General features: G+C 35.2%; 12 protein-coding genes. 3 read left to right on the forward strand and 9 right to left on the reverse strand.

Annotated elements, in window-relative coordinates; translation table 11 throughout:
- Window positions 1-32: 32 nt before the first annotated feature.
- The 4 genes from ACKWCD_RS16410 to ACKWCD_RS16425 all read right to left on the reverse strand — a co-directional run bounded on the left by ACKWCD_RS16410 (window position 33) and on the right by ACKWCD_RS16425 (window position 4,001).
- On the reverse strand, window positions 33-260 hold the full coding sequence (locus ACKWCD_RS16410) for a hypothetical protein (RefSeq protein WP_413985039.1): 228 nt from the start codon (window positions 258-260) through the stop codon (window positions 33-35).
- A 33-nt stretch (window positions 261-293) separates the two neighbouring features.
- Complete coding sequence (gene lysS, locus ACKWCD_RS16415; protein ID WP_413985040.1) at window positions 294-1,997, reverse strand: lysine--tRNA ligase; 1,704 nt, start codon at window positions 1,995-1,997, stop codon at window positions 294-296.
- 149 nt (window positions 1,998-2,146) lie between these two features.
- On the reverse strand, window positions 2,147-2,707 hold the full coding sequence (locus ACKWCD_RS16420) for a thioredoxin family protein (RefSeq protein ID WP_413985041.1): 561 nt from the start codon (window positions 2,705-2,707) through the stop codon (window positions 2,147-2,149).
- A gap of 241 nt (window positions 2,708-2,948) precedes the next feature.
- Entirely contained in the window at window positions 2,949-4,001 is a 1,053-nt protein-coding gene (locus tag ACKWCD_RS16425) for a response regulator transcription factor (protein ID WP_413985042.1), read from the reverse strand.
- A 96-nt stretch (window positions 4,002-4,097) separates the two neighbouring features.
- Between ACKWCD_RS16425 and ACKWCD_RS16430 the strand changes: the two genes are divergently transcribed.
- Both ACKWCD_RS16430 and lipB read left to right on the forward strand, forming a co-directional pair.
- Complete coding sequence (locus ACKWCD_RS16430; RefSeq protein WP_413985043.1) at window positions 4,098-4,253, forward strand: YqaE/Pmp3 family membrane protein; 156 nt, start codon at window positions 4,098-4,100, stop codon at window positions 4,251-4,253.
- Between the two features lie 110 nt (window positions 4,254-4,363).
- The gene (lipB, locus tag ACKWCD_RS16435; protein WP_413985044.1) at window positions 4,364-5,080 is read left to right on the forward strand and encodes a lipoyl(octanoyl) transferase LipB; all 717 of its coding nucleotides are present in this window, start codon (window positions 4,364-4,366) and stop codon (window positions 5,078-5,080) included.
- 35 nt (window positions 5,081-5,115) lie between these two features.
- Here the strand turns inward: lipB and ACKWCD_RS16440 are convergent, their stop codons facing one another.
- The 4 genes from ACKWCD_RS16440 to ACKWCD_RS16455 form a co-directional block, all read right to left on the reverse strand.
- Window positions 5,116-5,814, reverse strand: a complete 699-nt coding sequence (locus tag ACKWCD_RS16440; protein WP_413985045.1) for a TapB family protein — start codon at window positions 5,812-5,814, stop codon at window positions 5,116-5,118.
- Between the two features lie 10 nt (window positions 5,815-5,824).
- Window positions 5,825-7,183, reverse strand: coding sequence for an OmpA family protein (locus ACKWCD_RS16445; protein ID WP_413985046.1), 1,359 nt, complete (start codon window positions 7,181-7,183; stop codon window positions 5,825-5,827).
- Between the two features lie 191 nt (window positions 7,184-7,374).
- On the reverse strand, window positions 7,375-9,834 hold the full coding sequence (locus ACKWCD_RS16450) for a ribonuclease HII (protein ID WP_413985047.1): 2,460 nt from the start codon (window positions 9,832-9,834) through the stop codon (window positions 7,375-7,377).
- 33 nt (window positions 9,835-9,867) lie between these two features.
- A complete protein-coding gene (locus ACKWCD_RS16455; protein ID WP_413985048.1) occupies window positions 9,868-10,464 on the reverse strand; it encodes a ribonuclease HII in 597 nt (198 codons plus the stop codon).
- 164 nt (window positions 10,465-10,628) lie between these two features.
- Here ACKWCD_RS16455 and ACKWCD_RS16460 point away from each other — a divergent pair, with 164 nt between their 5' ends.
- Window positions 10,629-12,617, forward strand: a complete 1,989-nt coding sequence (locus ACKWCD_RS16460; protein ID WP_413985049.1) for a putative porin — start codon at window positions 10,629-10,631, stop codon at window positions 12,615-12,617.
- A gap of 46 nt (window positions 12,618-12,663) precedes the next feature.
- Here the strand turns inward: ACKWCD_RS16460 and ACKWCD_RS16465 are convergent, their stop codons facing one another.
- Entirely contained in the window at window positions 12,664-12,807 is a 144-nt protein-coding gene (locus tag ACKWCD_RS16465; protein WP_413985050.1) for a hypothetical protein, read from the reverse strand.
- Window positions 12,808-13,190: the final 383 nt, after the last annotated feature.

Genomic DNA, 13,190 nt, shown 5'->3' on the forward strand with positions numbered 1-13,190 from the left:
AACCTCTTATCTCAATCTGTGGATACCTATCTTTAACTACATCGTCGCACTATGGCAAAAAGAGTTACAATGAGGAGGCCAATAATAATAGGCCATTTGCTTTTTGCCCCTGATTCTTCGGTCGCCCAACGCTCGTGATGCTTTTCGTAAAGTTGACTTTCCAATTCGGTCAATACATGACCATCACGTTGTTTTTTCATGATTTTTTGAAGGGCATATTTTTCCTTCATTGAAAGTTGGTCGAATTCTTTTTCTATCATGATTAATGAGTAAGATTGATAATATACTCTTTGTCAGTCTTTTAGTTTGATAAGGACGTCGTCATTACTTTTGAAGATTTCAATTATTTGCTTTGATTTTAATGATTTAGTGACTTTGTCCCATTTTTTATTACTTAAACCGGACCTTCCTTTTATTTCATTTAAATAAAATTTATCATCAGTATAGTCATCTGAATCAATCACGTTTAGAACAATTTTTTCATCCTCAGTAAGTTCGACGGCTTTTTTCTCTGGTCGCATTTGCGGGAAGAACAACACTTCTTGAATCGAAGAATTGTTGGTCAATAGCATAACCAGTCGGTCAATACCAATCCCGATTCCTGAGGTTGGTGGCATTCCATATTCTAAGGCACGAATAAAATCTTGGTCGATGAACATCGCTTCATCATCTCCTTTTTCAGAAAGACGCAATTGCTCTTCAAAACGTTCACGTTGGTCAATAGGGTCATTGAGCTCTGAATAACAATTGGCCAATTCTTTTCCATTAACCATCAATTCAAAACGTTCGGTCAAAGCAGGATTATCACGGTGTTCTTTCGTTAACGGACTCATTTCCTTTGGATAGTCGGTAATGAAAGTCGGTTGTATGTAAAAATGCTCACATTTTTCACCAAAAATCTCATCAATCAATTTTCCGACACCCATGGTTTCGTCAACTTCAAGCCCAAGTTTTTTGGCAGTTTCACGAAGTTCAACTTCATCCATTCCAGCAACATCAACTCCAGTATGTATTTTTATAGCTTCCAGAATCGGAACTCTTGCATAGGGTGCTTTGAATTCAATCTCATTTTCCCCGACAGTAACTTTTGAAGTTCCATTGGCATCAATGGCGACTTTTTCCAAAAGTTGCTCGGTAGTATCCATCATCCAATTGTAATCCTTGTAGGCGACATACAATTCCATAACCGTAAATTCTGGGTTATGGGTACGGTCCATTCCTTCGTTTCTAAAATCTTTTGAGAACTCATAGACACCGTCAAATCCGCCGACAATCAATCGTTTTAAGTATAATTCATTCGCAATTCGCAGGTACAAAGGAATGTTCAAGGCATTGTGATGTGTCAAAAACGGGCGTGCCGCAGCTCCTCCAGGAATAGGTTGAAGAATAGGAGTTTCCACTTCTAAATATCCTCGCTCATTATAAAATTGACGGATGCTATTTGTAATCTTGGTCCGCTTGATAAAAGTCTCCTTCACATGCGGATTGACCACCAAATCAACATACCGCTGACGGTAGCGTAATTCTGGGTCATTGAACTCGTCGTATACATTACCATCAGCATCTTGCTTTGGTAAGGGAAGTGGGCGAAGCGTTTTACACAGAATCGTAAAATTCTTTACCATTATCGTTTTTTCACCTACTTGAGTAGTGAAAAGCTCCCCTTCAATTCCGATAATATCTCCTATGTCCAACAATTTTTTATAGACATCATTGTATAAAGTTTTGTCTTCGCCTGGGCAGATTTCATCGCGATTGAAATACACTTGAACACGACCGGCACTATCTTGCAATTCAGCAAAAGAGGCTTTTCCTTGAATTCTTCTGGACATCAATCTACCAGAAACCACAACCTTTTTACCCTCTTCATAATTCTGTTTGACACTTTCTGAAGTAGCATCCACAGGGTATAAAGCCGCAGGATAGGGGTCAATACCCATCTCACGTAATTTGGTCAATTTCTCTCTTCTGATGATTTCTTGTTCCGACAATTGCATTGCGCTCTTATTTAAGGCGCAAATATAGGGTTTCGCAAGGGTAATTTAAAAGGGAATTGGTTTGAAAAAGGGTTGGATGTCTGAAGCACGAAGCTCGATGCCTTTCTATAACTTCGAACATCGAGCACCGAGCATCTAGCAAACCCCCTTTAATCGAAATGCAGTGAAGTTGGATAGTTAGGCGTATATTCTTTGTTAGTGACGATTGCTTCAATATCGGTTTCTAAAGATGTAATCGGACTTTCAATAATGCGGTTGGTTTCTTTTCCATCTTTATAGAAAATAAAGGTAGGTACGCGTTTGATGCTTAGTCCCCATTCTTCTCCTGTAGGGCTTTTTTTATAGTGTTCTTTTCTTCGATCAACCGCCACAATTTTTAGATTTTCCATTGGGAAATTTGCTGCCTCCAAGGTTTTTATAAATCGAGGGACTTCTCGTTTACTATCGCCGCACCAGGTGCCCATAAATACTAAGATTTTATGTTCGGTCAGTTCGTTTTTGATTGATGAGATGATTTTGGTATCTACTTCGTAGGCTTTATGATTGATATCATACCAACTTTGATAGGAATTAGAGGTGAGCCCGTTGAGGTCAATTTTACCGACCATATAAGGTTGATTACCCTCGATTTTGATTTCTTGATTGATTTCTTGGGCGGATACTGAAGTTGAAAGGGTGGCTAATAACAGTAATAAAATAAATGGATTCATAATTTTCGGTTTTAAAGATTCAGACCGAAAGTTGTTGAAAATGTACGCTCAAAGTGGATTTTATGGGATGGAAATAGGGACTAGACCCTAGGTGGATTTTAAATGAAACACAAATACAAACTCAAAAACAAAATACAAGTTATATGTCATGCTGGGCGCAGTCGAAGCACAAGCTCAAGTGTCAAGTTCAAATGCAAAAAATAGCTTAATTAGGGTTGTATTTCTTTGGAGACAAGTGACACTAGCTAAAGAGCTGCTTTATTTCTTCACGGGAAGAAACGTTCAATTTCTTATAGAGATTATTGATATGTGTTTTAACCGTGCTCAGGCTTATGAACAAATCAGAAGCAATTTCTTTATTCGTTTTATCCTTTAGAATTTCGTTGACAATTTTCTGTTCTTGAGCAGTTAGTTTTCCTAAAGTGCTGTTTTTGTGATTCTTTTGAAGGGATTTTTGTCTAAAAACTAGGAAGATGTTCAGCAGAATGGAAAGTGCTAAAAGGCAACCTAGAATCCATTTCCAATTGGAGTAGATAGACTTGTTTTGATTTGCTATTTGTTGGTCTGTGGCTATTTCGGTTTGATACAATTCTGTAAAAACCGTGTTTGGATATTTTTCTTCAAGTCTATGACTCAGATTTTCATAATAGTTGTTTTTTGTAATATCCTTGAGATAATAGGAATAGGTTTCATTTCGCTTATCCGACAGAAAATCAAAAATGTAGAGTTCTACCAATGGTTCATTTAGCTTTTTCCCAAACTCTTGCAAGGTCTTAAACCATTTTTTAGAATTTAGCTTTCGATTCGCTTCACTTCGGAAGTCGTAAAAATCAAAGGCCATTTCTTCTTTTAGAGCATCGATTTGGAGAAAAGCTTCCGATTTGTCATTCGTAGAAGTAATCTCGCATAAAACTTCATCAGCAAAGGAAGTTGGAAAAGTTATTGTATCGGAATTATTGGCGATAAAGAGAATACTTCTGCTGTTTTCGCACCTGCCTAAGAAATGATTCGAATCCAAAGCTTCCTCAGAACATTCGTCGACATGAATGCGGTAAATACTGTTGTCCACGGATAGATTGTCTCCTTGAAACTTAAAACGCCCAAGAGAATCGACACTTGTCTTTTTAATGATTTGTTCAAGATACGGTCGCGACAATTTTCGATAGTCTTCGACTATGGAAAGATAGACCGTTTTTCCATCTACGTTTTCAGCAATTTGTCCATCAAAAATATATTGCGAATAAGTTGAAAAGTTAGATAGGAAAACTAGAATGAAAACAAGCTTTTGAGTCATGAAAACAATACTTATAATCCTCTAAAATAGCAGATTTTGTAACAATATGGATACATTTGCGACTAATTAGTTACATCAATCAAAAATCCAAATCAAATGAGTTTTTTAAGAGTATTACTTGCCATATTATTCCCGCCGCTATCAGTAATCGGCAAAGGCTGTGGGTCATTTCTAATCGTTTTGTTGCTTACCTTCTGTGGATGGGTTCCCGGAGTCATTGCGGCCTTGGTTATTTTGAACAACCCGAATTAGTCACTCCTTTATATTAAAATATTAGCAATTTTTTTAGGGTTTGACTTTCTCCTTTTCGGGGGAACTTTGGGGAAGGTCTTACCCTTTTTCATTTTCGTATCTTTGCAGGGATGAATAAGAAGGTCATTTTACAAGATTTAGAACAGAGAGATTACAAAGAAACTTGGGATTATCAAGAACAACTTTTTCAGAAAACTTTAGACCTCAAAATCAAGAATAGGAGGGAAGAAGCAAATCTTGAAACCCCAAATCATTTTCTATTCGTAGAACACCCCCATGTCTTTACTTTGGGGAAAAGTGGTGATTTGTCAAATCTTCTGGTAGATGAAAAACAACTTGAAGAGAAAGATGCTAAATTCTATAAAATAAATAGAGGTGGAGACATCACTTATCATGGTCCCGGACAAATAGTAGGCTACCCCATTTTAGATTTAGATAATTTCTTTACGGATATACATAAATACCTCAGACTTTTAGAGGAAATGGTCATTTTGACTCTTGCAGAATACGGGCTCAAAGCAGAACGTTCAGATGGTGAAACAGGAGTTTGGTTAGATGTAGGCACTCCCTTCGCTCGTAAGATTTGCGCTATGGGCGTTCGTGCTTCAAGATGGGTAACCATGCATGGTTTTGCTTTGAATGTAAATTCAGACTTGGGGTATTTTGATTTAATGATTCCCTGCGGAATAAAAGATAAAGCAGTTACTTCTTTGAATTTAGAATTGGGGAAGGCTGAAGTCGATATTGAAGAAGTGAAACAAAAGTTACTTCGACATTTTGAGGTACTTTTTGAGGCAGAGGTTGTAAAAGAAAAAACCTCGGTTTAAAGCCGAGGTTTTAGTTCAAATGTTATTCACTAGAACTATTGCGAAAACTGGGTAAGTTCTGTTTTACTCATCAAATCCCCATTCTTTTTATACGTTTCTTGCTTGATCATACCCACTCCTTCTGCTAACCAGAGTTTTGAATTGAATTCCATAGTAGCACCCATAGTTTTAGATTTGGTGTTTTCAGTAATCACAACACAATCAAATGTGCCCGCCGTAGTAGTGACACTTTCTTCGCTAATCACCTTGCGATTGGTTTGATCAACAGAAATATTCATTTTGATTCCACTCATATTCATGGCAACTGCAATATTTGCATCTGCCAAATCTTTACCCACACTAAGGTCATTTGGTAGTTCGATATCTGTCCCTGATATATCCATTTCTATATCCATCTCACTATACTGCTTCATCATTTGGGCTGGAAATAATGATTTGTAATCGATTTTTACCATGTTGTTGTCACAGGTAAAATTATAGTTAGAAGTAAAAAGTTCTTTTCCTTTTTTATCAAACATTTTAAAATCTAATGTGGCCTCTGTAGCTGAGCCTTTAGAAGTAACCGACGAAACTGTATAATTGGTAACTCCGTCAACTTTTCCTTTTTTGTTGTAATTGGTATATTCAAAAGAAGAACCCTCTGCCATAGGGTAATACTTACTGCAACCCTCTTGGGCTTTGCTACCAAAGGATAGCAATACAGCGCATAGGCTAAATAGTAGTGTCTTTTTCATTTTCAAATTTTTATTGTTTTATAAATTCTACTCTTCGATTTTGTGCTTTTCCATCTGCAGTGTTATTGTCACCCACAGGAGTCGATTCTCCCATGCCTTCTGCGCTTAGGCGCTCAGGAGATGCGTTGTAAATTGAAATTAGAACATTCATAACTGCCTCTGCGCGCGCTTTAGAAAGCTTCATGTTAATTTCATCGCCACCATCTGCATCAGTATGTCCGACAATTTTTAGATTGATAGAAGCATCTTGTTGAAGTACTTGTGAAATTTGTCTGATAATACCCATTGATTGGGGCTGAATGTTTGCCGACCCTGAATCAAAAAGAATTCCATTTGTAGACACTTTCCCTTCAGACATCAATGTTCTTCTAAGGTCTAAACCACCTTCTGCAACCTTAATATTGGAAATGAATACACTTTCTTTCCCATCTTTCAGAGAGTTGACATTAAATTTTAATGCTTTAAATTGACTTTCAGGAACAATGGCTCTGGGCACATCGATATATTTTTTTTCGTTTACCCATAATCGATAACGCTCTTTATTTACGGCAATTGAAATATGAGGACTATTCAAAATGGCCTCTCTAATATCTGCTTTAACCGTGTTATTAATATTTTTAGGACTTCCTGCACCAGTTTTTTTGGCCTTTATTCTTATTCCTACTGGGGTATATTGACAAAGAGGAATACTTGCACTAACATATTTGTTACCTGTTCTAAACTCGTTAGAATCACTCAATTCAACTTTTAAATCAGCAGTTGAAGAAGTTTGCCTATCAATTCCATCAACTAAAATGTCAAACTCGATAGTGTATTCTTCAGGAAGATTTGGAACGTCAGGGATATAATACGTACTAAACCCTTGTGACATAAGAAGCCAACGAGCCGGCAAATCATTTACTGTTACTACTTCTCCGCCGCCATTGGTATTCCATTTTGCAGGAAAATCTCCAATAAAATCATTAGAAAAGTCATCAAAGAATAACAATTTATCACCGGGAACGAAATCAAACTTGCTGTAGACTTTTATAGATTTAGGCTCGGACGATTCAGAAGTGGGTGATACATCTGGTTTTTGAGAATTGCCTTCCGAATTTGGATCTGAACTTTCTTTGTCGGATGGACTCTTATCATTGGGAATAGGTGATTTTTTCTTTTTCCCTTTTTTTCCTGGCTCTAGAATACTATCTAATACTTCATCGGTTTTTTCTTGAGCTTCTTTTTCTACCCGCCTTTCGATTGCTCTTTCGGCGGCTTTTTCTGCTTTCTTACCAAGCTTTTTTAAAATTTGACTGTTGGCGCTAGTTGTGAATCCTAGCATAAGTAAAAAGGATAGTATTAATTTTGTTGAGGGAGATAAATTTTTCATAGGTACCTATTTAGTGTTCAGTAAGTTACTAAATTATCACAGCAATAAATGTTCCAATTTTCTCAATAATTAAACAGTTGTTTCGAGTGAATTGAAAAGCTTAGTACAACAAAATACATTAGAAAGTTATGAAAGACCTTTTAAAATGTGCTTTTGGCAAGTAAAATTGTGTAAATGGAAGAAACTATGCTCTAGTTTACTTTATAAACTGAAATCGAACTATTACTATCTTTTGTTACCAACTCAAGAGTTTTGTTTTTATCAATATCAGCTATGTCAATTTTTGAAGAACCGCTTACAGGAAAATTGCCGATAGGTTTTGCTTGGCTATCAAAGAGATACACCTTTTCGTTTTGTAGGTCAGTAACACCTACATATATTTTGTTGTTCAAATAGAAGATTTCCGGTTCAGTATATACTCCTAATTCCAATTCCACTTGCTTACCTTTAATAGTAAGTACGTTATCATTCATTAAGACTAAGGTGTTATCAGTAGTTGTCATCCCATGATCGCTTGACAGGTTGAAATTAGTCTTTGTGATTTTTCCTCCAAGATCTATTTGATTAAGAACACCTTTTTGATCAGTTAACGCAAATTTGTTTTTATATCTAAAAACTTCATTGTCAGAAAAATTAATTTTCTCGTCAACTTTTACTCTTACATCACCTACACGATTGAGGAGTTTTAAAGAGCCACCTTTCAATTTGAAGACTAGAAAATCTTTGTTGTTAATTACAATGTGCTTAGGAGCCGCAATTATTGGTTGTTCTGCAGAGGTATACTTAAAACCAGTTACTATTTTGGCTTCCCTATCATACATAAAAGTTTTTGTTGCTTGTGTTACAACAAAGCGATAATTTTTTTTCTTATCGTAGTCGAACACCGCTAAGGGGTTTAAATTTCCACCTTCGTAAGTTTTTGTGAATTTCTTTACTTCGTTTCCATTGCGATCTAAGAGCATCAACTGATTGTTGGTGGTAAAGGCAAGTTGCAAGCGTCCATTTTTGAAAATATCAACTTGTTTTACTTCTCCCTGTATTAAACTATTCAACTGTTTTTTCCAAAGAACTTTTCCTTTGTCCGAAATTAAATAGAGTACATTGTTCTCGTCTTGTACAACGATTTCTTTTCGGCCTGTTTGATGATTGGTAATAAATTGTGGATCTGTAGCTATTTCAGAATTTAAATCAACTTTGAAGACCTGTTTTGCATTTGTGGTTAATTCTGCTCCTTTGCTTTCAACCTTTTTGACAATCAGATTTGTATGGTAAAAGTTTTTATCTGTTATAGTCTGTGCAGCTAAACCATAACCTGAGAGCGTAATTTTCTTTATTTCATTTGAAAAACTTGCCGAAAAATTATCCGCAACTAACCTCTTAATGTTTTTAGAATTTGATATGAAAAGAATGCTCGACTCTTTGGCTAAGTCTTTGTTTAGGGTCTTAAAAATTGGAGTCTTATTAAAGGTGCTCGCGTTTTTGTAATTTCTGATAATTGTTTTTAAAAGTTTTTGGGTGGTAGAAAAAACAAAGGCATTGTTTAAAAGGGCACAAAACCTTGCTTCATAGTTTTCTACAATTGGTGAAAAACGATTATTTAGAAAATCACTTTTGTTTAATTCTAATATTTCTTGACCTTGAAAATCTATTGTTGCTTTTTTCTGAGTCATTAAATATTCTGAAATGTTCTCTGATCCGAAGGTATTAAGTACAATGGCCTTTTGATTGCCCATATAAATTATACCTATCTCTTCTACGGTGCTCATTGAGGGTTCTACTGGTGAAACAATTCCAGTTGATAATTCACGATTTTTTGCTAAAGTGGCGTAGGCGTCAAAAGTGTATGATAAAATAGCGTCAGCCTGCGCAGGGGTAAATAGGGCCGTTTCGTTTGCTAATGGTTTAGTGTTGGCAAGTAGGTCAACATAGTTCCAAGTAGAATCATTTGCAATACTAATACCACTTAGATTGAGGTCTTTTGAGTTTTTGTTAATATCTAGCGAAATCCAATCAGAAAAACCAGATATTTTCATTTTGGAATTTTCAATTTCAATAGAAGTCAATAGGGAATTCCCTTTATTTATATTTATAAAAATAGATGCTGGTTTCTCCTTGTTTACAATAGAATAAAGCTTGCTAAGCATCTCTGGTTGTTTGAAAGACGGGTTTTCCTCTACTTTTTCTAGAAGTAATTTTGAGGAGCTTATAAAAATCTTTTGATTAGAACGAAGTCCGAAAAAAGAACTGTTATCCAAGGTAAATGCATCAAATGCAGAATTGGCATCAACAGGTTCTAGTGCCTTATTTTGATTAGCACTTAGATCTATTAGATTTGAGGAGTCTTTTGTCATATATAGAAAATCAAAATGATTTTCAGCACTTTTAGAAAGAGTTAAAATTCCTTCTGATTCCGGATTTACATATTCAAGAAATTTTACTTTATCTAAAATTTGAGTAGAAGTCTTTGAGTTCTTTAATTCTGATAAAAACTCATTATTCCTGAGAACGTTTTTAAACGCTGCATGATCATTTATGACCGCAATCATAACTGCATCTTCTGGTATATAGTCCAAAAGCGGTTTCGTGATGGTTTCTTTTTGGTTACAACTTACAAATAGAGCTAAAAGAAGGACAAATAGGGTAGATCTCATTAACCAGTTATATTTTACTCAAAGTTATGATTTTTAAAGATTTAACGTAAGCTGTTCAGGTAATTGTTTAAAACTTTTTCTGTGATAAGGTGTCAATCCATACTGGCGTATTGCTTCTCTGTGTTCTTTAGTGGGGTAACCTTTGTTTTGTTTCCAATTATACATGGGAAATTCTTTATGCAGTTCTTCCATATAATGATCTCGAGCGGTCTTTGCGAGTACTGAGGCCGCGGCTATGCTCATAAATTTTCCATCACCTTTAATAATGCATTCGTGTGGAATTGTTTTAAATGGTTTAAACCGATTACCATCAACAATGATAAATTCAGGATTAACCTTTAGTTGCCCTAGGGCCTTATGCATAGCTAATATAGAAGCATTGAGAATGTTGATTTTATCAATTTCCTCAGAAAAAACATGAGCAACTCCAAAAGTAACAGCTTCATTTTCAAGTATGGGCCTGAGCTGAAATCGTTTGGTTTCAGATAGCAACTTGGAATCGTTTAAAACTTTATTTTTAAACTTGAAAGGTAATATTATAGCGGCGGCAGTTACAGGGCCCGCTAAACATCCTCTTCCGGCCTCATCTGTGCCGGCTTCAATTAATTTTGAAAAGTAACTTTTAAGCATATGAAGTAGTAAAGAAAATCGAATTTATCAAATTATGATTTGTTCATGAAAAATAATGTTTTCAACGGGAGAAATGTGGCACAATTGATTTTGAAATTTTATTCGCAAATTTTCACATTTTATTACGAACAAAAAAAATTAACTTTGCTCGGTAATTGTTTACAATGAGATATATTCTTCTGGTAGTTTTTTTATTGACGGCTAACTATGTTTTTACCCAAGACAAACCTTCCGCTCCGACTCAAAAATTAGACACCCTTTCTAAATCAAAAAAAGAAGGAAAAAAAAGAATAGAAAAATCAGAGCCTCCCAAAATAACTATAAAGGATTATAAAATCATCTCTTTTGCAAGAGACACCACTTATTTAGATACTACTTTAACTATTCAAAAGGAATACAAGTACAATTATTTGAGGGCAGATGATTTCGAGCTAATGCCCTTTTCAAATGTGGGGCAACCCTATAACAACCTCGGAGTAGATTTTGAAAGAAATAATATGTATCCGCAGTTAGGGGCCAAGGCAAAACATTTCAATTACGCCGAAATGGAGGATATCAACTACTATAATGTGGCTACTCCGATGACAGATATTCTTTTTAAAACGACTTTTGAGCAAGGGCAATTGTTAGATGCTCTTCTCACTTTCAATACTTCGAGAAGATTAAATTTTTCCATCGGCTATGAAGGAATGCGATCGCTAGGTAAATATAATTTTGATGAAGGAGAATCAGGAAATTTTCGCGCAACCACTAATTATGTAACAAAAAATGGGCGATATTCTCTTAGAGCACATATTGCAGCTCAAAGCGTAGATGCTGAAGAAAATGGAGGTATAACTGTGAGAGAACAATTCGAATCAGGAAGTGACAATTTCTCCAATAGAGTTAAGGTCGATGTTAGATTCGACAATCAAAGAGCGAGCAATAGAATTTTAGGCAAACGATATTTCCTAGATCATAAATTCAAGTTAATAAAGAAACAAAAAGACTCGAGTAGAGTTGAAAAAACATCTTTAGCTCTTGGGCATCAGTTCAATTACGAAACCAAGTACTATCAATTTATACAAGAAACACAAAATTCATATTTTGGCAATGGGCTTCTATCCAGTGTAAATGATCGAGCAAACTTGAAGACCATGTATAACCAAGTGAGTTTAGATTTTTACAATGCAACTTTAGGCAGCCTTCAGGCTAATGTGAGCTTGTACAATTATAACTATTTTTTTAATAGTGTTTTGGTTACTGATGTCCAACGAATTGAGAATCAGTTAAAAGGTGAAGAAGTTGCGTTTGGAGCTAATTACGAAAAACAAATTGGTGGTTTCTTAGTAAGAGGTGGAATTAAGTATAACCTCGCGGGCGACCTTACGGGCAATATAATAGATGCATCTGCAAGTTATCGGTTCAATGAAAAACATAAAATGGCGGTAGGTTTTCACACATCAGCACGTATGCCTGATTTCAATTATCTATTGTATCAAAGTGACTACCTCGATTATAACTGGCAGAATACCGGAACCTTTAAAAATGAAAGAGTAAATAGTCTTGAGGTAAGTTTTGATTCAAGTGTTTGGGGAAACATATCAGCGAAAGTTACTAATCTTGATAACTATACCTATTTCGATCTGAACCCAAACCCAATCAGTGTAATTGAAGAAGATGTAGAGAATGTTATTTTAAAACCTTTTCAAGAGACTAGTAGTATTCAGTATTTAAAAGTGAAATATAGTAAGGAGTTTAAAGTAGGTGCATTTGCTTTAAACAATACTATAATGTATCAAAGCGTAAATCAATCCAGTGATGTACTTAATGTTCCAGAATTGGTGACTAGAAATACATTATACTTTTCCAGTGATATTTTTAAAAAGGCCATGCACCTGCAAACCGGGGTTACCTTTAAGTACTTTACCGAATATAATATGAATGCCTATAATCCGCTACTCGGTGAATTTTATATTCAGAACACCGAAAAAATTGGAGGCTATCCTTTGCTCGATTTCTTCATAAATGCGAAAGTGCAACAAACGCGAATATTTTTAAAGGCAGAGCACTTCAATTCTTCCTTTAGCAAGAACAATTATTATTCTGCACCCAATTATCCATATCGTGACTTTGTAATAAGATTTGGTTTGGTATGGAATTTCTTTTCTTAAACCTCGTTTACAGAACTTAAAATACCATCAAAAAATAAGCTTTACTTTAAGTTTTAGTTTGAGGGCTGTTATGAAAAAATAGCACCAGGCTTTCGCCGCTCGCTTTTTCAACCACATCAAAAAAGATTGATGTTGTAGAAAAGAGCTCAAACAAAGGCTCTATCCTTGCCCCGGTTAAATTATTTTTCATCTTTTTATTGCTGATAATCAGTTAGTTGAATATTTTTTTCATAAGGTTTTCAAAAAAAATCATTTAGGTATTGTGTAAGCAAGAAAACCATCTTATATTTGCAGCCGCTTTGAGAGTGAGATGCTTTCAAAAGTCTGAAAAGCTGAAATTCGAATCAAGGGTATTATTACCTTATTAGTAAGAATTTCGGTTTTTTATTTGAAGTTCATTGACAAATTGTAGAGACAGCGCAAACATTCTTTAGGGGATGTTTTGTAAATTTAAGAATCATATATGGTATTTATTGAAAGATAGATATTGTAAGAATTAAATCGAGATTACGGAGCTGGGAGATGATTTTGGTTGTTAGTACTTAATATTATTTAAAGATTAACGATGAAGAG

The organism is Maribacter taeanensis, assembly GCF_047345145.1.
Classification (GTDB): Bacteria; Bacteroidota; Bacteroidia; order Flavobacteriales; family Flavobacteriaceae; genus Maribacter_C.

What these genes read in the sequence shown, in the direction of transcription:
- ACKWCD_RS16410 (WP_413985039.1), bottom strand. Translation starts at nt 260, where the DNA reads ATGATAGAAAAAGAATTCGACCAACTTTCAATGAAGGAAAAATATGCC.
- lysS (WP_413985040.1), bottom strand. Translation starts at nt 1,997, where the DNA reads ATGCAATTGTCGGAACAAGAAATCATCAGAAGAGAGAAATTGACCAAA.
- ACKWCD_RS16420 (WP_413985041.1), bottom strand. Translation starts at nt 2,707, where the DNA reads ATGAATCCATTTATTTTATTACTGTTATTAGCCACCCTTTCAACTTCA.
- ACKWCD_RS16425 (WP_413985042.1), bottom strand. Translation starts at nt 4,001, where the DNA reads ATGACTCAAAAGCTTGTTTTCATTCTAGTTTTCCTATCTAACTTTTCA.
- ACKWCD_RS16430 (WP_413985043.1), top strand. Translation starts at nt 4,098, where the DNA reads ATGAGTTTTTTAAGAGTATTACTTGCCATATTATTCCCGCCGCTATCA.
- lipB (WP_413985044.1), top strand. Translation starts at nt 4,364, where the DNA reads ATGAATAAGAAGGTCATTTTACAAGATTTAGAACAGAGAGATTACAAA.
- ACKWCD_RS16440 (WP_413985045.1), bottom strand. Translation starts at nt 5,814, where the DNA reads ATGAAAAAGACACTACTATTTAGCCTATGCGCTGTATTGCTATCCTTT.
- ACKWCD_RS16445 (WP_413985046.1), bottom strand. Translation starts at nt 7,183, where the DNA reads ATGAAAAATTTATCTCCCTCAACAAAATTAATACTATCCTTTTTACTT.
- ACKWCD_RS16450 (WP_413985047.1), bottom strand. Translation starts at nt 9,834, where the DNA reads ATGAGATCTACCCTATTTGTCCTTCTTTTAGCTCTATTTGTAAGTTGT.
- ACKWCD_RS16455 (WP_413985048.1), bottom strand. Translation starts at nt 10,464, where the DNA reads ATGCTTAAAAGTTACTTTTCAAAATTAATTGAAGCCGGCACAGATGAG.
- ACKWCD_RS16460 (WP_413985049.1), top strand. Translation starts at nt 10,629, where the DNA reads ATGAGATATATTCTTCTGGTAGTTTTTTTATTGACGGCTAACTATGTT.
- ACKWCD_RS16465 (WP_413985050.1), bottom strand. Translation starts at nt 12,807, where the DNA reads ATGAAAAATAATTTAACCGGGGCAAGGATAGAGCCTTTGTTTGAGCTC.